Below are 21,315 nucleotides of genomic sequence, written 5' to 3'. Positions count from 1 at the left end.
ACTCAGGTGCTCGAACTGGGGGTGCGGTGGGTGAGGACGGTGAGGGCCCACTGGCACCAGTGCCGGTTCTCGCGTTCGAAGGTGAGGCCGCGGGTGAGGGTGAGGTAGGGGCCGACGCGGGACGATTCGGCGAGGTACTGCTGCTCGGTGCGACCGTGCAGCAGGCGGGCGCGAAGCCGTTCGTAGCGGGCGATCTTGGCTTCGGCCCAGGTGAGGCGTTCCTGGATGGCGGCGCTGACCGACTCGACGTCACCCACGTCCAGGGCCTGCACCTTGACCATGAGGTCGTCGCGGATGGTGCCGGGGCGGGTGGGGGCGGCCGTGAAGGAGTGCAGCTCGCGGTGGCCGGCGGGGGTGAGGGAGAACAGGCGCTTGTTGGGGCGGCGGTCCTGCTCCACGACGCGGGCTTCGACCAGTCCGGCGGCGTGCATGCGGTCGAGCTCGCGGTAGAGCTGCTGCGGGGTGGCCATCCAGAAGTTGGCCACCGAGGCGTCGAACTCCTTGGCGAGGTCGTAGCCGGACGCCGCACCGTGGAGAAGGGCGGCCATGACGGCATGGCGCAGCGACATGCCGGCACGATAGTGTCATCGGCACCTAGTCAACAAATTGAGTAGAGGGGGCCGCCGTGCATCCGTTCCGGAAGGCGATCGAGGCGCGTGACCTGGCGGCGATCGAGGCCCTGCTGGCCGACGACGTCGTGTTCACCAGTCCGGTGGCCTACCGGCCGTACCCGGGCAAGGCGTTGACCGCGGCGATCGTGCGCGGGGCGGCGCGGGTGTTCGAGGACTTCAGCTACGTCAGGGAGATCGCCAGTGCGGACGGCCGGGACCATGCGCTCGTGTTCACCGCGACGGTGAACGGCCGCCAGGTGCAGGGATGCGATTTCCTGCACCACGACGAGCACGGGCTGATCGACGATCTCACGGTGATGGTGCGGCCACTGTCCGGCGCCACGGCGCTCGCCGAGGCGATGAACGCTCAGTTCGAGCGGATCCGGCAGGAGGCCGGGGTATGACTCTGTGCGACTGGCGAACAAATCAAATCGACACGTCCTGGAATCCCAATTGATATTGTTATTTAGGTCACTGCGGATTGCAGCTTGCAGTCGGCACCGTGCGCCACCATTTTGGGCTCGTTCGTAACCGTAGGTACTGGGGGCGGCTCTCTCCGTGCCGGTTTTGAACCCTCGGGTAGGGTCTTTAGACCCTGGACTGGTTACCACGGCACGACCCACTGTGACCTGGGAACTTGACATGTGAGGCCGTTTCGTATTGTGTCCGAGTTTCCGAATACGTGATGGCAAATCCAGTTGGAGAAGGCGGTGCCTGTAGCAGGCATGCAGAACACCCGTAGATGGCATATCAATGGCTGGAGCGTCCGCACCAAGGTGGCGGTCGTACTCCTGCTGCCCGCGCTTGCCGCCCTCGCCCTTGGTGCCCTTCGAGTCAAGGCCCAGCTGGACGAGGCCGACCGCCTGAACACCCTGCGTGACCAGGTGACGCTGCTTCGCGAGAGCGCCGAGCTGGCCTCCCGCCTCGCTGACGAGCTGGTGGCCGCGTCCCCGGTCGGCCGGGATCGCGAGAAGGTCGCCGCCGCGGTCAACGAGCAGCTCCAACAGCTCCAGCGCGCCGACGAGGCGACCGTGCTGCCGGAGAGCCAGGACCGCATCCTGCGGGACAGCTACGCCGGCCTGGACAACGCGCGCAAGCTGGCCAGCAGCCCGGACGCCACCCCGTTCAACGTGGTCACGTCCTACTACAACCTGGTCAACAGCATGAGCGCGCTGTCCTCGGGCATCGTCGCCGCGTCCGGCAACCAGAACCTGGAGGGCCCGGGCAAGGCCGTCGAGGCGATGCTGCGCGTGCGCGGTCTGCAGGGCATGGACCAGGTGGTCCTGCTGCTCAACGCCGCCGGGCAGCCGCTGGACGTCGGTACCGGTCAGCGAACCACCTCCGAGGAGGCCATCCTCGCCGAGCGCATCAAGCGGGACATCCCGCAGGACAAGCGCGAGGCGTTCGAGAACGCGGTGGCCTCGGCCGGCGAGCGGCGGCAGGCGTTCCAGGCCGCCATCGCCGACCCGCGCAAGGTCTCCCCCGCGGCCCTGCTGCCCAAGATCAAAACCGAGGCCGAGGCCGTGGACGGCCTGCTGGCCCAGGTGCTCGACGGGCTGAACGCCCAGGCGGGCCAGCTGGCCGACGACGCCCAGGCCAACGCGCTGCGTGACTCGGCGATCGTGTTCGGCGCGCTGCTCGCGGCCCTTGCCCTCGCCCTGCTGGTCGGCCGCTCGCTGCTCGGTCCGGTGCGCGTGCTGCGGTCCGCCGCCCTGGACGTCGCGCACCAGAAGCTGCCCAACACCGTGCAGCGGATCCGCGACGGCGAGGAGGTGGACTGGCGCACCGTCGAACCGGTGCCGGTGCACACCGGTGAGGAGATCGGCCAGCTCGGCCGCGCCTTCGACGAGATGCACCAGCAGGCCGTCCGGCTCGCCGGCGAGCAGGCCGACCTGCGCCGTCAGGTCGCCGACATGTTCACCACGCTGTCCCGGCGCTCGCAGTCCCTGGTGGAGCTGCAGCTGGAGACGCTGGAGCGGCTGGAGGCCGACGAGCAGGACCCCAAGCGCCTCGAGGACCTGTTCCGGCTCGACCACCTGGCCACCCGCCTGCGCCGCAACGGTGAGAACCTGCAGGTGCTCTCCGGCGGCACCCCGGCCCGCCGCGGCCAGGGCGCGGTCTCCGTGGTCGAGTTGCTCCGCGCGTCGATCTCGGAGATGAACGACTACCGCCGGGTGAACCTGGGCCACGCCCCGAACGGCGAGGTCCGCTCCCCCGCGGCCGCCGACGTCGTGCACCTGCTCGCCGAGCTGTTGGAGAACGCCGCCCGGTTCTCCCCACCGGACAAGAAGGTGCAGTTCAGCGCCGACCGCGCGCACGACGGCGGGCTGCTGGTCAAGGTGATCGACGCCGGCATCGGCATGCCGCCGGACGAGCTGGCCGAGGCCAACGAGCGGCTCGCGGCCGGCGAGGACGTCGGCCCGGAGACCACCCGACGGATGGGCCTGTTCGTGGTCAGCCGGCTGGCCGAGCGGCACGGCGTGAAGGTCCGGCTGCGGCCGACCTACGAGAGCCGGTCGAGCCAGTCCGGCATCACCGCGATCGTGCACATCCCGCCGATGCACGTGGCGCTGGAGGCTCCGGCGGCGCCGATCCGGTCCGGCGCGTTCAACGGTTCCACGAACGGCCACGCCGCCCGGCCGGCCGACGACTTCCCGCTCCGCGACTGGTTCCAGCCGATGACCGACCCGACCCCACCCACCATGGAGACGGCCCGCTTCCGGCGGACCGAGCCGGTCGCGGCCCAGGTGACCGCCACCCCGCCACCACCGGCCCCGCCGCCCCCGGCGCCGGAGTCCTGGCTGAACCCGCCGGACCGGGAGTGGCGCTCGTCCGAGGCGCCCCGGCAGGACCAGCCGACCAGGTCCGGCCTGCCGCAGCGCAGGTCCGGCGGCAACGGCGGTCAGCAACTGCCCGCGGCGCCGGTGTCCGGGCTGCCCGCCCGGCCTCCCGCCGAGGAGCCGGCGCCGGCCGGGACGACCGGATCCGGCCTGCCGATGCGCCGGCCGGGCTCGCGGTTGACCGACGGCGCGGTGAGCCGGGAACCGGCCCACGCACTGCAGCGGGACCCGGAGTCGATCCGCAACAACCTGGCGCGCCACTACACCGGAGTCCGCAACGCGCGGACGTCGCGCCATGCGTCGGACTCCGACGCGGCACGAACTGAACGATCCGAGGGAGAAGCATGACGACGGAGATCACGACGGCGCCCGAGTCGTCGCTCGGCTGGTTGGTGACCGCGTTCACCAACGAGGTTCCGGGCGTCGCACACGCCGTGCTGGTATCCGCCGATGGGCTGATGGTGGCGGCGAACGACGCGCTGCCCCGGGACCGGGCCGACCAGCTCTCGGCGATGGCCGCGGGCCTGTCCAGCCTGACCGTGGGCGCGTCCCAGCTGTTCGCCGGTGGCCGGGTGGTTCAGTCGGTGATCGAGATGGAGCAGGGCTTCCTGCTCCTGATGAGCGTGGGTGACGGTTCGCACCTCGCCGTGCTCGCCTCGGCCAGGTGCGACATCGGCCTGGTCGGCTACGAGATGACGCTGCTCGTCGACCGGGTCGGTCGGATGGTCGACACGCCGATGCGCGGGACAGCCGACAGGCCCTGAGGCCAGGGGAGAACGTGACCGAGTCCGAGCCGTACAGCGGCCGACACTCCCGCCCGGGACTGGCCCGTCCGTATTCCTTCACCGAGGGCCGGACCGAGCCGAGCGTGGAGATCGCCATCGAGGCGCAGGTGCAGACCACCCGCGCCGGCTACTCGGTGCCGCCGAACGCGACCAGTCCACAGTGGAATGTTCTGCAACTGTGCTACGAGGCCCGGTCGGTGGCCGAGATCGCGGCGCACATGTCGGTGCCTCCCGGAGTGGTCAAGGTGCTCGTGGCGGACCTGCTCAACGAGGGTCTGGTCGTCGTGCACGCGACCCTCGGCGAGGACACAACCCTGGCCGAGCGCCGGGAATTGATCGAGAGGGTGCTCAGTGGACTACGCGCACAATAGCCGGGCGCCGCGCAAGCGGATCACGTCGGCGAAGATCGTGGTGGCCGGCGGCTTCGGCGCCGGAAAGACCACGTTCGTCGGGGCCACGTCCGAGATCGTGCCGCTGCGCACCGAGGCGCCGATGACCAGCGCCAGCGTCGGCGTCGACGATGCTGCGGCGACCCCGAACAAATCCACGACCACGGTGGCGATGGACTTCGGCCGGCTCACCCTTGCCGAGGACCTGGTGCTCTACGTGTTCGGCACGCCGGGCCAGCACCGGTTCTGGTTCATGTGGGACGACATCGTCCGCGGCGCCATCGCCGCGGTCATCCTGGTCGACACCCGCCGGCTGGCCGACTGCTTCGCCGCCGTCGACTACTTCGAGGCGCGGGAGATCCCGTTCCTGATCGCCATGAACAACTTCGACGGCGTCCAGCAGCACTCCCCGGCCGATGTGCGGGAGGCGCTCGCGCTGCCGTCGGACACCGTGGTGATCACCTGCGACGCGCGCTCCCCCGACTCGGCCAAGCAGGTGCTGATCGCGGCCAGCCAGCACGCGCTGACCCGGCTGGACAACCGGCCGGTGCGGGCCGGCTGACGGCTGGTCAGAACTCGGCGGTCAGAACTCGAAGGTGGCGACCACCGGTGCGTGGTCGGACTCCGGGTACTTCTTGTCCTCGGCGAAGGCGGCCGACTCGTCGTGCAGCAGCTCGTTGTGGATCTCCGACCCGCGGTAGTTGGCGAGCAGGTTGCGGGTGATCAGCAGGTGGTCCAGCATCTCGCCCCGGCCATGGTGGAACAGCGTGTAGCGGGCCGGCGCGGCGATCGTCTGCTCGATCGGGACCAGCACCCGGCCGGCCAGCGCGCCGTTGCCGGTGTTCTCCACGTCGCCGCGGATGGCCTGCACCGGCACGTCGTCCGGGCTGGCGTTGAAGTCGCCGGCCACCACGATGCGGGCAGCCTCATCGGCGGTGAGGATCTGCTCGACCAGCCTGCGCACCTCGAGTGCCTGGCTCATCCGCTTCATCGATGAGATGAAGAACCCCTCGGCCCAGGATTCGGCGCTGCGCCAGGTGAATGCGTCGATCTTCTGGCCAGGGATGTCGGTGGGGATCTTGGACTTCAGGTGCACGTTGATCACGTGCAGCCGGCTGCCGGCCAGGTCCAGCTCGACATGCAGCACCGGCCGCTCGACGGCGATCTCCACGGCGGCGGTATCGGCCGGGACCGCGGTCAGCCGCCGGTAGAGCGGCATGGCGACCAGGTCGTTGCGCAGCTGACGGAACGCGAGCACCGGCAGATGCGTGGCCACGACCAGGTTGCGCTCGTTGTAGACGCCGTCGCCGGTGCGGGTGCTGACCAGCGTGGCGCCGTCGAGGTTGGTCCCCTTCAACAGCTCCTTCAGGGCGAGCAGGTCCCGCGGTTGCCCGGCCCGCTCCTGGCCGTGCACCTCCTGGAAGCAGACCACGTCCGCGCGCAGCCGGACGATCTGCGGGCGCATCAGCTCGATTCGCTCGGCCAGTGACGGCTTGGCGCCCGGCGCCGTCTCGTCGAAGTTCTCGATGTTGAAGGTCGCGATCCGCACGGTGACCATCCCTTTCTCCGCACTCGTTGGGCAGTGCCGGTCAGTCACACGCCGGCAGCACCGGGTCGAGCAGCCCGGCCACGCCGCACACCAGGCCACCGACCAGTCCGGTGACCGGCGCGGTGGTCGACGTCGGCGGGGCCGGCTCGGTGCTGGCCGGCGGCGCCGGTTCGGTGGTCGGCGGGGCCGTCGTGGTGGTGTTCGGTGTGGCCGGCGGTTCGGTTGTGTTCGGTGTGGCCGGCGGTTCGGTCGTGGTCGGTGGGGCCGGCGTGGTGGTCGTGGGTGCCGGCGGCGTGGGCGTCGTGGTCACCGGCGGGTTCGGCGCGGTGGTGGCCGGCGGCGCGGGTGTCGTGGTCCCCGGCGCGGCGGGCGGTCCGGCTGGCGGCACGGTCGGAACGATCACCACCGGCGGCAGACCGGTCGCGTCCGGGACCACCACGGTGCCGCCCCGATAATTCTGCATCCAGCGCAGCACCAGGTTCCGGTAGCTGGTCGAGTGGTTGTAGCTCAGGATCGCCGCGTCCAGCCCCTCCGGGGTGCCCAGGTCGCGGTTGGCGGCGCACAGGTAGCGCGCGGCGGCCAGGCTCGCGTCGTAGACGTTGTGCGGATCGGACCGGCGGTCGCCGTTGCCGTCGGAGGCCCAGCGCCGCCAGGTGCCGGGAATGAACTGCATCGGGCCGACCGCGCGGTCCCAGGTGGTGTCGCCGTCCAGCGCGCCGCCGTCGGTGTCGGCGATCGCGGCGAACCCGTTGCCGTTCAACGCCGGTCCGAGGATCGGGCGCATCGTGTTGCCGTTGGTGTCGACCTGGCCGCCGCGCGCGTGCCCGGTCTCCACCTTGCCGATCGCGGCGAGCAGCTCCAGTGGCAGCCGGCAGCCGGGCTGGGCCAGGTTGATCGCGTCCCGGGCGCGCCGGTAGGCGTCCAGCACCGTGGTCGGAATGTCCCCGGTGAACACCGCCGGGATCATCGGACCGGGACCCGAATCGTCCACTGTGGACTCGATGTCGGCGTCGAGCACCACGCCCTGATCCGGTCCCTCGGTGGGAATCCGATCGGGAATCCAGTTCCCGCCACGGTGGTCCGCGACCACCGCCCGTTCCTGGTCCACCGGCTGCGGAGCGTTGGGCGGGCCGGACGGTGCGACGGCGGGCGCCGCCGCGGAGGTGGCCGCCAGGACCACACCCGCGGCGAGCACGCCGCCACTGACCCCCGCACCGGTACGGTGCCGGCCCCCGCTGCCGGGCTCGCACACGATGATCCACTCCAGCCCCGGTGCGGGCCGGCCGAGACGGTGCCGCCCGCCGCGCCCGCGACCCGCTCGGATGCCTCTCGAATTCCTCACGTGTTATCTGAGCCGCCGGCCGGCCCGCCGATCCACGCCGGGCCGCACCATGTCCGATCGGGCAGCCGACCCGGCCCGATCGGACCGGCCGAACCGCCTGCGCCGGCGGCAGGTCCCGGTCGGAACCGGGACCTTGGACCCTGCACATGCGGGTCACACGACGCCTGTGCCGGCGGAAAACCCCGCGTAGCCTCGTCGGAGCAATCGTCGGATCATCATGGGAGTTGCCTGTGGTACGGATCTTTCTGGTCGACGACCACGAGATCGTGCGACGCGGGATCTCGGATCTGGTCGAGTTCGAACCGGATCTGGAGGTGATCGGGGAAGCGTCCTCGGTCGCCGAGGCCCTGGCCTGGATTCCGCACTGCGAACCGGATGTGGCCGTGCTCGACGTGCGCATGCCGGACGGCAACGGAATCGAGCTGTGCCGGGAGCTGCGGTCCCGGATGCCCGATCTGAACTGCCTGATGCTCACCTCGTTCCCGGACGACGAGGCGATGTTCGACGCGATCATGGCCGGGGCCGGCGGCTTCGTGCTCAAGGAGGTGCTCGGCAGCGACCTGCTCTCCGCGCTGCGCACCGTCGGCACCGGTGGCTCCCTGCTCGACCCGCGCGCCACTTCGGCCGTACTGAGCCGGATTCAGCGCGACCGCGACCGGCACAACCCGCTTTCCGAGCTGACCGACCAGGAACGCGCGGTGCTCAACCTGGTCGGCGAGGGGCTGACCAACCGCCAGATCGGCGAACGCCTCTACCTCGCCGAGAAGACCGTGAAGAACTACGTCTCGCACCTGCTCGCCAAGCTGGGCGTGCAGCGCCGCACCCAGGCTGCCGTGCTCGCCGCCCGACTGCCCAAACCGCTCTAGCGCAACGGAACCCGCCAGGTGAGCCGGGTTCCGCCGCGTGGGCCGGCGGTCACCGTCGCGCTGCCGGCGCACTGCGCGGCCCGGTGCGCGACGCCGAGCAGCCCGCTCCTGGCCACCTTCTCCGGCATCCCGATCCCGTCGTCGAGCACGTCGATGATCAGCTCGTCGGCGGCTTCGACGGTGACCACGATGCTCTTCGCCGCGGCGTGCCGGACCGCGTTGCTCACCGCCTCGCGCAGCACCGCAAGCGCATGCTCGCCGATGTCCGGCGGGACCAGGGTGTCCACCGCGCCGTTGATCCGCAGGGACGGCGTCACCGGCGCGCCGGCTCCGGTCTGCGCCACGGTGTCCAGCATCCGCCTGCGCAGGCTGCCGGCCCGGTCGTCGGCGCTGGTGTGCAGGTCGAAGATCGCCGTGCGGATCTCCCGCACCGTCTCGTCCAACTGCTCGACCGCGGTCATCACCCGGCGGCGCGCATCCGGGTCGCTGATCCGGCGCACCCCGCCCTGCAGGCTCATCCCGGTCGCGAACAGTCGCTGGATCACGTGGTCGTGCAGGTCCCCGGCGATCCGGTCGCGGTCGGCGAGCAGGTCGAGCTGGCGCTGGGTGCGCTGCTTGCCGGCGAGTTCGAGGGCCAGCGCGATCTGGTCGGCGAACGAGGCGAGCACCGGCACCTGTTCCTCGGCGAACTGAGCGGAACCCTTGGTGCGCAAGGCAAGCAGCAGACCGCTGGTCTGGCTGGCCGCGCCGAGCGGGACGGCCAGCGCGGGCCCGTAGGTCTCGGCGCCCAGACCGAGCCCGCCGGGCAGCGCCTGCATCAGATCCGGAATGAGCCGCGCGGTGCCGGCGGTCACCACCCCGGCGAACGCCGGCTCGGCGGCCGGCACCGTCAGGCCGACCAGCTCCTCGGCGGCCGCACCGGAGGCGGCCGACACCACCAGCGGATCGCCCGGCACCGCAAGCATGATCACCGCACAGTCCGAAGTGGACAGTTCGCGGACCCGCCGCACGATCAGCCGCATGGCCTCGTCGCCGGTCGCGCCGCCGAGCAGCAACGTGTTGATCTCGGCCGATGCCTGCTGCCAGCGCTCCCGCAACCGGGACTCCTCGAACAACCGGGCGTTCTCGACCGCCACCCCGGCCGCCGCGGCCAGCGCGGACAGTACGGTCTCGTCGTCGGCGGTGAACTCGGCGGCGCCCCGCTTCTCGGTCAGGTAGAGGTTGCCGAAGACCTCGTCGCGCACCCGGACCGGCACCCCGAGGAAGCTGCGCATCGGCGGATGGTTGGCCGGGAACCCGACCGACGCCGGGTGCTTGGACAAGTCCGGCAACCGGATCGGCTCCGGGTGGTCGATCAGCACCCCGAGCAGACCCTTTCCCTCGGGCAGGTGCCCCATCGACGCCCTGGTCTCCTCGTCGATGCCGACGTAGACGAACCTGGCCAGGCCGCCCTCCTCGTTGAGCACGCCAAGCGCCCCGTACCGGGCGTCGACCAGCTTCAGCGCGGTCTGGATGATCCGCTGCAGGGTGCCGTCCAGTTCGAGGCCGGCGCCCACCGCGAGCACCGCGTCCAGCAGACCCTTCAACCGGTCCCGGGTTCGGCCGATCTCGGCCAGCCGGTCCTGCACCTCGCCGAGCAACTCGTCCAGTCGCAGACCGGCCAGCGACGCGGACCCGGATTCCTCGAGCATCCTGACCTCCTGCCAAACGATGCCACGACGGCGAAGGCTGGACCAGTCGCGCGTCAGCCGTCTTTGCCCGCGACGGTGCGCGCCCGCAGCACGCCGGGCACCGCCCCGGCGAGCGCCGCCAGCACGAACCGATCGGTCTCGTCGGCGAACCCACCGCCCCCGGCACAGGCGATGGTGACGTCGCCACCGTGCACCTCGACCCGCCAGCGGTCGTGCCCGCTGTAGTCGATCAGCCGGCGCCACACGTCCCTGGCGATCACGGCGTCGTCCCGGGCCACCACCCGGAGCAGGTCGGCTCGGGTGACCACGCCGACCAGCCGGTCAGCCTCGATCACCGGCAGGCACGGCTGGCCCCGGCCGAGCAGGGCCACGGTCAGGTCGACCAGCTCCGTGTCCGGGCCGACGGCGGCTGCCGGCGCGGTCATCGCCTCCCCCACGGTCCGCGCCGTTGACCGCACCAGCTCGCCCTCGGTCACCACGCCGACCAGGCGCTCGGCCTCGTCCACCACCGGCAGCGCGCCGAATCCCCACGCGGCCAACAGCGCCGTGGCCTCGGCAACCGTGGTGCCGACCCGCACCGTGCTGGTCGGGCTGGTCATGATGTCGCGCGCCTGCATGGCCTTCTCCTCCGGCGGAAGGTGACTCCACGTCACCTTCGGAGTACCGCGCCCGAGCCCAAAATCCACCCGGAATTTCAGACCGGTCGGCTGGTCTGGATAGGGTTCCGCCCCACTAGGTCATTCGGAGAAGGCGGCGAGGCGGTTTTCGCCTGTGGATCAGGACCGTGTGGTCAGGGCCTGGGCGCTGATCACGGAACACGCACAGCGGGAGGGGGTATCGGCATCACTGCGGCACGTGTGTACGGCGTGCGCGCGGGCCGTTGCCGCGACGGGGGCCGGTCTGTCGATCACGCGCGGGTCCGGCCGGCACGATCCCGTGGTCGCCACCGACGACAACAGCGCCGAGTTGGCCGAGCTGCAGTTCACCCTGGGCGAGGGACCGTCCGCGGACGCGATGTCCGGCGCCGAACCGGTGTTGGCGGCGGACCTGTCCGCCCCGGCGAGCCGTTGCCGGTGGCCGATGTTCGCCCCGGCCGCCACCCGGCGCGGGGTGCTGGCGATGTTCTCGTTCCCGCTCGCGCTCGGCGCCGTCCGGGTCGGAGTCCTGGACCTGTACCGGGACCGGGCGGGTGGGCTGGCCGGCGAGGAGTTGGCCGACGCGCTGGTCTTCGCGGACGCGGCGCTGCTGCTGGTGCTGGACGACCGGGGCGGGATCACCGGCGCCTACCCGGACCTGGTCGACGGGGGCTTCGACGAGTGGCGCGCCGAGGTGCACCAGGCCGCCGGGATGGTGTCGGTGCAGCTCGGATTGGGAGTCGAGGAGGCGCTGGTTCGGTTGCGTGCCTATGCGTACGCCCGTGATCGTCGGCTGGTCGAGGTGGCCAGGGACGTGCTCGGGCGGCGGTTGCGCTTCGATGGAGGCGGTGCGGGCAATCCGCCTGCCGAAGGCAACCGGCCCAACGGGGAGGAACCGCGGAGATGAACGCGTCGGATAGACGGGTCCGGGAGGCCTTCGTGGCACTGGCCGACCGGCTGGTGACCGACTTCGATGTCCTGGACTTTCTTGAGCTGCTGGCGAAACGCTGCGTGGAGTTGCTCGAGGTGGACGCGGCCGGGCTGCTGCTCGCCGACCACCGCGGCACGCTCAAGCTGGTGGCGGCGTCCACCGAGCAGGGCCGAGTGCTTGAGCTGTTCCAGCTGCAGAACCGGGAAGGGCCGTGCCTGGACTGCTACCGGGTGGGTCGGGCGGTGCACGCCGGTGATCTCGCCGCGGCGACCGACCGGTGGCCGCAGTTCGCGGCGGCGGCCCGGGCGGCCGGGTTCGGGTCGGCGCACGCGCTGCCGATGCGGCTGCGGGACGGGCTGATCGGCGGGCTGAACCTGTTCGACAGCCAGCCGGGTGAGCTGGAGCAGGAGGCGATCGACCTCGGGCAGGCGCTGGCCGACGTGGCCACGATCGGGATCATGCACGAGCGCACGGTGCGGGACCGCGACCTGGTGTTCGGGCAGTTGCAGACCGCACTGAACCAGCGGGTGGTGCTGGACCAGGCGAAAGGCGTGCTGGCCGAGCACATCGGGACGTCGGTGGACGACGCGCACGCGCGGTTGCGGGCCTACGCCAGGCGGACCGGACGGAACCTGGGTGAGCTGGCCAGCGAGGTGGTGCACGGCTCGGCGGATCTGGCGGAGATCGGCGGCAGGTAGCAGTGCTCGGCCAACCGGACGGTTGACCTCGTGCAAGTTGCACGTCACGATGAGCCGCACTGGACTCCGAACCGGGGAGACGGCAGGCCGGATGGATCAGGTTCCCAGCGAGGTGGACATGCTGGATCCCACCGTCCAGTGCCTGTTCGGGGTCAGCATGGAGCTGCACGGCGTGCTTGCGCTGATCGAGCGCAACCAGGAAGGTCAAGCGCGGCAACGGGTCTGGTCGGCGATCGGTCAGGTGGACCGGGCGATCTCGCAGATCCGGGACGTGGCGGTCCGGCTGATCACGACCGGACACGGGGCCGAGCAGCGGGTCGTCGAGGCGTTCCTGGCCACCGCAAGCGCGCTGGTGAACGGAATGCCCCTGGTCGACACCCTGCGCCCGCTGCTGCGCTGCTGCGTGGCACTGTTGCCGGTGGACGCCGCCGGTATCGTCCTGGCGCGGCCGCGAACGCTGCTCGCCGTCGAGCCCGACGATGCTCCACTCCGGGAGTTCTTCCGGCTCTACCTGGACGGACCCGGCCCGGTCCCGATCGAGATCGACTCCGCCTGGCCGCAACTGTTCGACCACGCGCGTGGGATGGGAATCTCGACCGTGCACGCCGCACCGGTGCGGCTCCGCTCCGATATCCTCGGCGCGTTGGTGTTGCCCGGGGTCGACCGGGTATGCGGATTCGACGACCGGATCCTGCAAGGACTGGCCGATCTCGCCGCCGTGGCGATCCTGCACGAACACGCCGCGACCCATCGGGAGCAGTTCGTCACGCAACTAGAGTTGGCACTGTCAAACCAGGCCATCATCGAACAGGCCAAAGGAACCCTCGCCGAACGCCACCACACCACCGGCGCCGAGGCGTTCCAACTGATGGCCAACCGGGCAGCGGAGTTGAAGCGGCCGCTGTTGGAAGTGGCGCAGTCGGTGTTGGACGGGACCTCGGGACTGTAAGCGTTCCCGAGTCGCCGCCCCCAACACCCCAACCGCCAGCCCCAGCACCCCAACTCCCAGCTCCGGTAGCCGAGTTCCCAACCCCAACACCCCAACCGCCGGCCCCAGCACCCCAACTCCCGACTCCAGCACCTGAACCGCCGGTCCCAGCACCCCAACCCCCGGCTCCAGCACCTGAACTCCCGACTCCAGCATCTGAACTGCCGGTCCCAGCACCCCAACTCCCGGCTCCAGCACCTGAACTCCCGACTCCAGCATCCCCACCGCTGATCCCGGCAGCCGAACCGCCGGTGCCGGGGGGCCGGGTTGGCCTGGGTGCCGTCCCCGGCTGCATCGGAACGCTCGGGGTGGGCACCTTGGCGGGGCTGGGCCCGGCGTTCCGCCGCACGGTTGTGGACAGGCCGCTTCGTGCACAGACGCGGGGCGCGGGCCTGCCCACAACCGTGCACCGGGCAAGGTACGTCACCATGGCGGGTTGCTTGGTCAGGTCGTTAAGGGATCTGGGCCTGGGAACTTGGGGTGCTGGAACTGGGAGTTCGGCTACCGGAGCTGAGGACTCGGCTGCTGGGTGGGACTCGACTGTTGGGGTTGGGAACTCGGCTGCTGGGTGTGGTACTCGGCTGCTGGGGGTGGGACTCGGCTGTTGGGCTGGGAGTTCGGGGTTGCTGCGGGAGGTGGTAACTGGGTTGTCGGTGCTGGGGATTCGGGTGTTGGGGGTGGGAAGTCGTGGGGGTCGGCGGGTGAGCGGGTGGCTCGGTGCACGGTTGTGGGCAGGCCGGGCCCGGGTTGGTGCTCGGAGCGCCTGTCCACGGCCGTGCGGCGGAACGCCGGGCCCCGCTCTGCCAAGGCGGCCACCCCGAGCGTTCCGACGCAGCCGGGGACCCCTGCCAACCACAGCAAAGGTTTCTCTGCACCGCAACTCGAAAACCACGCGAATGGCACGTCCGCCCGTCGAACACCTGATCGAGTGAACATTCTCGAAACCAGGACCGAGCACCGATAGAATGGCGGCATGAGCGCAGCCCGGGAATACGCGACCCTGCGGGGTTCGGAGGTTCCGGCTGCGCTGAAGGAAATCTTCGCCAGAATGCGTCGGGACTACGCCGCCGCGCTGGACATCGTGAACGACATCGCTCACCACCAGACGGAATTGTTCGCCGGGTACCCAAGTGCGGCCCGATACCTGGCTGAGCTGTTGCGGATCACCACCCGGAAGGCATCGGGGTTGATCGCGCAGGCCGAGCAGGTGGCCGAGTCGGTCACGCCGACCGGGCATGTGACGCCGGCCAAGCTGCCGCTGGTGCGCGAGGCATTGCGGGACGGGGCGCTGGATGCGGACCATGTCGAGGTCATCGCGGAGGCGGTCAACGCGATCCCCGAGTGGGCGGGGGCGGAGAACAAGCAGGTGGTGGAGTCCGCACTGACCGAGACCGCACGGACTTCCGATGCGCGGGTCGTGAAGCAGTACGGGCGGATCCTGCTGGCGCGCATCGACCAGGACGGCGAGGACCCACACCAGGAGGACAAGCTCGCCGAACCGGAGAACGAGCTGCACATCTGCACCCAGCCAGACGGGTGGATCAAGTTCCGGGGCGTCCTGGACCCCGAGGCGGGCGAGGAGTTCGTCAGCCTGATCGGCGCGTTGAGCCTGCCGCTATCTCCGGTCGACGGTGTGCCGGATCCGCGTTCGGCGCAGCGGCGGCGCGGTGACGGGTTCGCGCAGCTGTGCCACAGCGCCGCGCAGCTCGACGACAGCACGGCCGGTGGGAACAAGCCGCACCTGCACCTCTACATGGACCTCAACGCACTGCTGGAAGGGATCGGTACCGCCACTTTGGACGGTGGGGCGTTCCTGTCGGCGAGTGCGGCCCGACGGATCGCTTGCGATACGGGGCTGATCCCGGTCGTGCTCAACGGCGACTCGGTTCCACTGGACGTGGGCCGGGAACGCCGCCTGGTGAAACCCGAACAGCGCAAAGCACTGATTGCCCGGACCGGGGATGCGCGTTTCCGGGGTGCCATCTACCGGCGAGATGGACCGACGCGCATCACATCAAATTCTGATCGGAGGGCGGTGCGACCGATATGGCCAACATGGTGCTCCTTTGCAGGAGACACCATCGGTTGCTGCATCACTCGAAATGGACGATAAAACTCGTGAACGGATTGCCTCACTTCCGACCGCCGAAATGGGTTGATCCGGAGCAAAGGCCGATGCGGAACGTGCTCCGGCAATGACAACAGTGTGCTCCGGCAATGACAACCCAGCATGGATCAACCGCAGGCGGCGAGGGCCTGGGCCAGTGCCTGGCGCTCGATGGCGGTCACGGTGAGGGCGTAGTTCGACTTGGTGGTGATGTAGATGCGGGCGTAGGTGCAGTGATAGGCGGTGTTGGGCGGGAGCCAGACGTCGGGGGTCTTGTCGCCTTTGGACTGGTTGGTCTTTCCGTTGACGGCGAGGAGGTTGGTGAGGTCGTTGGCGGCGCGGGTGCGTTGGTCGGGGGGCCAGTTGGCGGCGCCGCTGCGCCACATTTCGGCGAGGGGGACGACGTGGTCGATCTGGATCTTGGAGACGCTGGTGACGGTTTGGCCGGTGTAGGGGTCGTGCAGGGTGCCGGAGGTGACGGCGCAGCGGCCGGGTTTGCGGATGACGTCGACCATGTCGCGGGCGAGGACCTGGGAGCGTTGGTCGCAGCCGTCGCCGTCGGTGTCGAACCAGGGTTGGCCGAAGACGCAGGCGTCGCCGTTGTCGCAGTCGCGCACGTAGCCGTCGAGGGTGGCGGGGGGTGCCTCGATGAGGGCGGCGAGGCGGGTGCGGGCGGTGGGGGCGTCGACGGTGCCCGGGGGTTCGTGGGCGTTGGCGGCGGGGTTGGCGGCCGGGCCGGTGCCGGGTGGGATGGAAAGATCCACGGGCTCGCAGGCGGTCAGGGCAGCGGTGAGCAGGGCGGCGGCAAGGGTGGCCGCGATGCGCCGGGCGGGGACCATGGGAACGGGATTCCCAGGCGGTGGGATGGTCAATCCCCCGGTTCCCGGTGGTCGGCGGGCTCCGGGGTCGATGGTTCAGTGGTCGGTGGGCGCGGCGTCGATCACGATCGGGTCGCTGGGCGGGAGGGGTTGTTCGACCTTGATCGACCAGTCGTTGGCCAGGGCGGCGATGGCGCTGATCGCGGTGACCACGGGCGCGGCGCAGGCGGCGACGACGCCGGCGGTGAGCGGGATGTCCATCACCGTGCGGCCGGCGTCGTTCCGGATCACGACGTGGCGCACGTTGCCCTCGTGGATCAGCTCCTTCACCTTGCCGAGCACGGCCTGGCCGGCCTGGCGGACGATCGGTTCGCGTTCCTCGGTCATCGTTCCTCCCTCAGTCCTCCCGGCAGTCTATGGCCGGTACCTCTCGTTCACCGGCGCCCGGCGCCCGCATGGTGAGCCCGAACTTGACGTTCGCGCCCGCGGCGATGATGCCGTTGTAGTCCACGTTCCTGACGGTGACCGCTGGGCCGTCGGTTTCGCGCTCGCCGTTCCAGAGTTGGTCGATCTGGTGGCCGGCGGGCAGGGTCCAGGTCACCAGCCAGCCGGTGAGCTCGTCGTCGGCGCCGCGGTTCGTGACCGTCACCTCGACGAGGTAGCCGTTGTCCCACGACTGCTTGACCTCGTACGAGGCCTGGCAGGGGGACGGGGGCACGGTGGTGGTGGTCGAGGCCGCCGGGTCGGCGCCGGCGGCCGGGGAGCCGGCGCCCGAGCCGTCGGCGATCAGCACGCCGATCACCACGCCGGCGGCGACCAGGGCGGCCGCGGCGCCGCCGAGCACGAGCTGGCGGCGCGGAACCCGGCGGGTCTGGAGCACCATCGTCGGGGTGCGTGGCCGGAACGCGGGCGGCGGCCTACCGTCGGCGACGGCGGCGAGCAGTTGCTGGGCCTCACGCATCGTCGGGCGCTCGGCGGGATCGCGGCGGAGCAGCGCCAACAGCGGGCCGGTGAGCGGGCCGGATCGTTGGGGTGGCCGGATCTCGGCCCGGGCCACCTTGTGCAGCAGCGTGATCGGGTTGTCCTCGAAGCCGAACGGCGGCTCACCCTCGAGCGCGGCATAGAGGGTGGCGCCGAGCGAGAACACGTCCGAGCGGGGGTCGGCGTCGGCCCCGGAGGCCACCTCGGGAGCCAGGTAGGCGGGGGTGCCGGCGAGCATTCCGGTGGCCGTCAGCGTGCCGACGCCGACCGCCCGGGACACCCCGAAGTCGGTGATCTTGGCGGTGCCGTCCTCGGCCAGCAGCACGTTGTCCGGCTTCACGTCGCGGTGCACGACGCCGGCGGCGTGCGCCTCGGCCAGCGCCGACGCGACCTGGGCGCCGATCCGGGCCACCCGCTCGGGCGGGAGCACGCCGCGCCGGCCCAGGTTCTCCGCCGGCACATACTCCATGATCAGGCAGGGGTTGCCGTCGTGGACAACCACGTCGTAGACGGCGACCGCGTTCGGGTGGCGCAGCCGGCCGGCGATCCGGGCCTCCCGGGCGGCCGAGTCGGCCAGCAGTTGCTTGACCGCGACGGTCCGGTCCAGCCGCTCGTCCCGCGCCCGCCAGACCACGCCCATCGCCCCGCGCCCGACCTGGGAAACGAGCCGGTACCGGCCTGCGATCAGCTCGTCCGGGTCCACCGGACAACGGTAGCAACGCGGCGTACCGTCAACGCCGTGACGATACGGATCTTTCTGGTGGACGACCACGAGATCGTGCGGCGCGGCATCTCGGACCTGTTCGAGGACGAGCCCGACTTCGAGGTCGTCGGCGAGGCTGGATCGGTCGGCGAGGCGATGGCCCGGGTCGGCGGCACCGACGCCAACGTCGCGGTGCTGGACATCCGGCTGCCCGACGGCAGCGGCGTCGAGCTGTGCCGCGAGCTCCGCTCCCAGTTCCCGGAGCTGAACTGCCTGATGCTCACCTCCTACGCCGACGACGAGGCGCTGTTCGACGCGATCATGGCCGGGGCGTCCGGGTTCGTGCTCAAGCAGGTGCTCGGCACCGATCTGATCAAGGCCGTACGCACGGTCGGTGAGGGCGGCTCGCTCCTCGACCCGCGCACCACCGCCGCGCTGCTCCAGCGCATCCGCCGGGAGCGCGAGAAGGGCGACCCGCTGACCGCGCTCACCGAGCAGGAGCGGGCGGTGTTCGACCTGATCGGCGAGGGCCTGACCAACCGCCAGATCGGCGAGCGGCTGTTCCTCGCCGAGAAGACGGTGAAGAACTACGTCTCCCACCTACTGGCCAAGCTGGGCATGCAGCGCCGCACCCAGGCCGCGGTCCTCGCCGCGGACCTGCGCCGCGACCAGGAGAACCACTGATCCGCTGCCACGCAGCGTGACCGCCGTCACTCCGCCGGACCGACAAGGGCCGAAGGTCCCTGATCCTTCGATGACTTTGACTCTGGCGCACCGGCCGGGTCAGCCATGAAGCTGGCTGGCCGGGAGTCGAAGTAGTTGGAGGTCGTTGTTGGGCACCGTGCCGCGCCGGATGGTCGAGCTCTCCCGGTGGGAGTCGCTGCGCCTGCTCGGCAGCGTCTCCTTCGGCCGCATCGTGTTCACCCGTCAGGCCCTGCCCGCGGTCCGCCCGATCAGCCACATCGTCGAGGACGGCACCGTCGTGGTGCGCGCCCACCTCGGCGCCGAGGTGCTGGCCGACATCGGCGTCGTGGTCGCCTTCGAGGCCGACGAGATCGACCCGGCGGAGCACCTCGGCTGGAGCGTGATCGTGACCGGGCTCGCCACCCTGGTGTGTGACCCGGACGAGGTGGCCCGGTACGAGCGATTACTGCGTCCGTGGGTCAACGGCCAGCGTGAGCAGGTGCTGCGCATTCAGCCGGAGCTGGTGACCGGCTACCAGCTCACTCAATAGCAGGACTATTCACCCGATCGAAGGGGACTTACGTCCCTCAACGACGGGCCGTGCGTCCGGTTGTGGCGCTTCGTCCGGCGTGGACACAATGCGGGAAACTCCACTCTGGCAGGGAGATCCCGGATGAGCGCGCTGGAATGGGCCCGCTGGCAGTTCGGCATCATCACCGTCTACCACTTCATCTTCGTACCGCTGACGATCGGTCTTTCCCTGCTGGTGGCCGGAATGCAGACCGCGTGGGTGCGCACCGGCAACGAGAAGTACCTGCGCATGACAAAGTTCTGGGGCAAGCTGTTCCTGATCAACTTCGCCATGGGCGTGGTCACCGGCATCGTGCAGGAGTTCCAGTTCGGCATGAACTGGAGCGACTACAGCGCCTTCGTCGGGGACGTCTTCGGTGCGCCGCTGGCGATCGAGGGCCTGCTCGCGTTCTTCCTTGAGTCCACCTTCCTCGGGCTGTGGATCTTCGGCTGGGACCGGCTGCCGCAGCGGCTGCACCTGACCTGCATCTGGCTGGCCGCGATCGGGACCGTGCTGTCCGCCTACTTCATCCTGGCCGCGAACTCGTGGATGCAGCACCCGGTCGGCTACCGGTTCAACCCCGAGTCCGGCCGGGCCGAGCTGACCGACTTCGGCGCCGTGCTGACCAACAACACCGCACTGGGCGCGTTCGCGCACACCATCACCGCCGCGATGGTCACCGCCGGGATCTTCGTGGTGGCGATCAGCGCCTGGCAGCTGCGCCGGGGCACCGCGCCCGAGGTGTTCCGCCCGTCCATGCGGCTGGCCCTGGTCACCGTGCTGATCGGCAGCGTCGGCGTGGTGATCAGCGGAGACCTCCAGGCCAAGATCATGACCGACCAGCAGCCGATGAAGATGGCCGCCGCCGAGGCGCTCTACCAGACCGACGCACCGGCGTCGTTCTCCGTGTTCACCATCGGCACCCTGGACGGGACCGAAGAGGTCTGGAGCATCCGGGTACCCGGCCTGCTGTCCTACCTGGCCACCGGCTCGTTCGACGCAACGGTCGAGGGGATCAACGACATCCAGGCCGCCGAGGAGCAGAAGTACGGCCCCGGCGACTACCGGCCCAACATTCCGGTCACCTACTGGACGTTCCGGCTGATGATCGGCTTCGGCGCGCTGATGGCGCTGCTGTCCGTCGTCGGGCTGTGGGTGTTCCGGCGCGGCCGGACCCCCACCTCCCGGCTGTTCTACGCCGCCGCCATCGCCGCGGTTACGCTTCCGTTCCTGGCCAACAGCATGGGCTGGATCTTCACCGAGATGGGCCGGCAGCCCTGGGTGGTCTACGGCGTGCTGAAGACCGCCGCCGGGGTGTCGCCGATCGTCTCCACCGGAATGGTGCTCACCTCGCTGATCGCGTTCACCGTCCTGTACGGGGTGCTGGCGGTGATCGACGGCATGCTGATGTTCCGCTACGCCAAGGCCGGTCCGCCGCCGCCCGCCCCGCCGCCGGATGAGTCCGATGTGGACCAAGACCGGCCGGCACCCGTGTTCGCCTACTGACGCACTGGAGATGTCATGCCGCTGACCGACATCTGGTTCCTGCTCATCGCCGTGCTGTGGACGGGCTACTTCGTGCTCGAGGGGTTCGACTTCGGCGTCGGGATGCTGCTGCCGGTCGTCGCGAAGGACGCCGTCGACCGCAAGGTCGCGCTGCGCACGATCGGCCCGGTCTGGGACGGGAACGAGGTCTGGCTCGTGGTTGCCGGCGCGGCGACCTTTGCCGCCTTCCCGGCCTGGTACGCGACGATGTTCTCGGGCTTCTACCTCGCGCTTCTGCTCATCCTCTTCTTCCTGATCGTCCGGGTCGTCTCGTTCGAGTGGCGCTCGAAGAGCGAGACGCCCGGGTGGCGGACGACATGGACATGGGCGAACACCATCGGCTCGTTCGGCGCCGCGCTCGTGTGGGGTGCCGGGCTCGCAGCGTTGCTGTACGGGACACCGATCGACTCGGACGGCGACTTCACCGGCGACCTCCTCGATCTCTTCAGCCCGTACAGCGTGTTCGCCGGAGTCGCGGTCGTCGCGCTCTTCGCGTTCCACGGCGCGACGTTCCTCTCGCTCCGCACGGTCGGCGAACTGCGTGGCCGCGCCGAGGCGGCCGCCCGAAGACTTGCGATCCC

Annotated in this window: 22 protein-coding genes; 14 read left to right on the top strand and 8 right to left on the bottom strand. The window is 70.3% G+C overall.

Features of this window, described 5'->3' with window-relative positions:
* Nucleotides 1–2 precede the first annotated feature (2 nt).
* On the bottom strand, nt 3–569 hold the full coding sequence (locus tag VFV67_RS33130) for a PadR family transcriptional regulator (protein WP_326474656.1): 567 nt from the start codon (nt 567–569) through the stop codon (nt 3–5).
* A 56-nt stretch (nt 570–625) separates the two neighbouring features.
* Here VFV67_RS33130 and VFV67_RS33125 point away from each other — a divergent pair, with 56 nt between their 5' ends.
* The 5 genes from VFV67_RS33125 (at nt 626) to VFV67_RS33105 (ending at nt 5,187) form a co-directional block, all read left to right on the top strand.
* Nucleotides 626–1,015 (top strand): nuclear transport factor 2 family protein, encoded by a 390-nt coding sequence (locus tag VFV67_RS33125; protein WP_326474655.1) that lies wholly within the window; start codon nt 626–628, stop codon nt 1,013–1,015.
* A 372-nt stretch (nt 1,016–1,387) separates the two neighbouring features.
* On the top strand, nt 1,388–3,799 hold the full coding sequence (locus VFV67_RS33120) for a sensor histidine kinase (RefSeq protein WP_326474654.1): 2,412 nt from the start codon (nt 1,388–1,390) through the stop codon (nt 3,797–3,799).
* On the top strand, nt 3,796–4,215 hold the full coding sequence (locus VFV67_RS33115; RefSeq protein WP_326474653.1) for a roadblock/LC7 domain-containing protein: 420 nt from the start codon (nt 3,796–3,798) through the stop codon (nt 4,213–4,215). Before VFV67_RS33120 ends, VFV67_RS33115 begins: the two co-directional genes overlap by 4 nt.
* Nucleotides 4,216–4,229: 14 nt before the next feature.
* Entirely contained in the window at nt 4,230–4,607 is a 378-nt protein-coding gene (locus VFV67_RS33110; protein ID WP_326474652.1) for a DUF742 domain-containing protein, read from the top strand.
* The gene (locus VFV67_RS33105) at nt 4,588–5,187 is read left to right on the top strand and encodes an ATP/GTP-binding protein (RefSeq protein WP_326474651.1); all 600 of its coding nucleotides are present in this window, start codon (nt 4,588–4,590) and stop codon (nt 5,185–5,187) included. Before VFV67_RS33110 ends, VFV67_RS33105 begins: the two co-directional genes overlap by 20 nt.
* Nucleotides 5,188–5,208: 21 nt before the next feature.
* Here VFV67_RS33105 and VFV67_RS33100 read toward each other — a convergent pair whose 3' ends face one another.
* Nucleotides 5,209–6,183, bottom strand: a complete 975-nt coding sequence (locus VFV67_RS33100; protein ID WP_326474650.1) for an endonuclease/exonuclease/phosphatase family protein — start codon at nt 6,181–6,183, stop codon at nt 5,209–5,211.
* 31 nt (nt 6,184–6,214) lie between these two features.
* Nucleotides 6,215–7,426, bottom strand: coding sequence for a lytic transglycosylase domain-containing protein (locus tag VFV67_RS33095; protein ID WP_326474649.1), 1,212 nt, complete (start codon nt 7,424–7,426; stop codon nt 6,215–6,217).
* 320 nt (nt 7,427–7,746) lie between these two features.
* On the opposite strand from VFV67_RS33095, the gene VFV67_RS33090 reads away from it, so the two are divergent.
* Complete coding sequence (locus VFV67_RS33090) at nt 7,747–8,382, top strand: response regulator transcription factor (protein ID WP_326474648.1); 636 nt, start codon at nt 7,747–7,749, stop codon at nt 8,380–8,382.
* On the opposite strand, the gene VFV67_RS33085 is transcribed toward VFV67_RS33090, so the two are convergent.
* Both VFV67_RS33085 and VFV67_RS33080 read right to left on the bottom strand, forming a co-directional pair.
* A complete protein-coding gene (locus tag VFV67_RS33085) occupies nt 8,379–10,073 on the bottom strand; it encodes a GAF domain-containing protein (protein ID WP_326474647.1) in 1,695 nt (564 codons plus the stop codon). The two genes, VFV67_RS33090 and VFV67_RS33085, sit on opposite strands and share 4 nt — an antisense overlap.
* Before the next feature lie 53 nt (nt 10,074–10,126).
* Nucleotides 10,127–10,690 carry an HPP family protein gene (locus VFV67_RS33080; RefSeq protein WP_326474646.1) on the bottom strand — a complete coding sequence of 188 codons (564 nt, stop codon included), beginning with the start codon at nt 10,688–10,690 and terminating at the stop codon, nt 10,127–10,129.
* A gap of 319 nt (nt 10,691–11,009) precedes the next feature.
* Between VFV67_RS33080 and VFV67_RS33075 the strand changes: the two genes are divergently transcribed.
* The 4 genes from VFV67_RS33075 (at nt 11,010) to VFV67_RS33060 (ending at nt 15,438) form a co-directional block, all read left to right on the top strand.
* Nucleotides 11,010–11,615, top strand: coding sequence for a GAF and ANTAR domain-containing protein (locus VFV67_RS33075; RefSeq protein ID WP_326474645.1), 606 nt, complete (start codon nt 11,010–11,012; stop codon nt 11,613–11,615).
* Nucleotides 11,612–12,337: a GAF and ANTAR domain-containing protein gene (locus tag VFV67_RS33070; protein ID WP_326474644.1), complete on the top strand. Its 726-nt coding sequence runs from the start codon at nt 11,612–11,614 to the stop codon at nt 12,335–12,337. The genes VFV67_RS33075 and VFV67_RS33070 overlap by 4 nt, the downstream gene beginning before the upstream one ends.
* Nucleotides 12,338–12,428: 91 nt before the next feature.
* Nucleotides 12,429–13,286, top strand: coding sequence for an ANTAR domain-containing protein (locus tag VFV67_RS33065; protein WP_326474643.1), 858 nt, complete (start codon nt 12,429–12,431; stop codon nt 13,284–13,286).
* A gap of 1,012 nt (nt 13,287–14,298) precedes the next feature.
* A complete protein-coding gene (locus tag VFV67_RS33060) occupies nt 14,299–15,438 on the top strand; it encodes a DUF222 domain-containing protein (RefSeq protein WP_326474642.1) in 1,140 nt (379 codons plus the stop codon).
* A gap of 122 nt (nt 15,439–15,560) precedes the next feature.
* On the opposite strand, the gene VFV67_RS33055 is transcribed toward VFV67_RS33060, so the two are convergent.
* From VFV67_RS33055 to VFV67_RS33045, 3 genes are all read right to left on the bottom strand, one after another.
* Complete coding sequence (locus VFV67_RS33055; protein ID WP_326474641.1) at nt 15,561–16,271, bottom strand: HNH endonuclease family protein; 711 nt, start codon at nt 16,269–16,271, stop codon at nt 15,561–15,563.
* A gap of 75 nt (nt 16,272–16,346) precedes the next feature.
* Nucleotides 16,347–16,637, bottom strand: coding sequence for a DUF4342 domain-containing protein (locus tag VFV67_RS33050; RefSeq protein WP_326474640.1), 291 nt, complete (start codon nt 16,635–16,637; stop codon nt 16,347–16,349).
* Nucleotides 16,638–16,647: 10 nt separating this feature from the next.
* Nucleotides 16,648–17,934 carry a serine/threonine-protein kinase gene (locus VFV67_RS33045; RefSeq protein WP_326474639.1) on the bottom strand — a complete coding sequence of 429 codons (1,287 nt, stop codon included), beginning with the start codon at nt 17,932–17,934 and terminating at the stop codon, nt 16,648–16,650.
* 36 nt (nt 17,935–17,970) lie between these two features.
* On the opposite strand from VFV67_RS33045, the gene VFV67_RS33040 reads away from it, so the two are divergent.
* The 4 genes from VFV67_RS33040 to cydB form a co-directional block, all read left to right on the top strand.
* On the top strand, nt 17,971–18,618 hold the full coding sequence (locus VFV67_RS33040; protein WP_326474638.1) for a response regulator transcription factor: 648 nt from the start codon (nt 17,971–17,973) through the stop codon (nt 18,616–18,618).
* Nucleotides 18,619–18,775: 157 nt separating this feature from the next.
* Nucleotides 18,776–19,168 carry a pyridoxamine 5'-phosphate oxidase family protein gene (locus VFV67_RS33035; protein ID WP_326474695.1) on the top strand — a complete coding sequence of 131 codons (393 nt, stop codon included), beginning with the start codon at nt 18,776–18,778 and terminating at the stop codon, nt 19,166–19,168.
* A gap of 123 nt (nt 19,169–19,291) precedes the next feature.
* A complete protein-coding gene (locus tag VFV67_RS33030; protein ID WP_326474637.1) occupies nt 19,292–20,695 on the top strand; it encodes a cytochrome ubiquinol oxidase subunit I in 1,404 nt (467 codons plus the stop codon).
* Nucleotides 20,696–20,710: 15 nt separating this feature from the next.
* The coding region (cydB, locus tag VFV67_RS33025) for a cytochrome d ubiquinol oxidase subunit II (RefSeq protein WP_326474636.1) at nt 20,711–21,315 on the top strand (605 nt) is incomplete at its 3' end.

This window comes from Actinophytocola sp., from assembly GCF_035762905.1.
Taxonomy (GTDB): Bacteria; Actinomycetota; Actinomycetes; order Mycobacteriales; family Pseudonocardiaceae; genus DASYTH01.
This window is presented reverse-complemented; position numbering and strand designations above follow the sequence as displayed.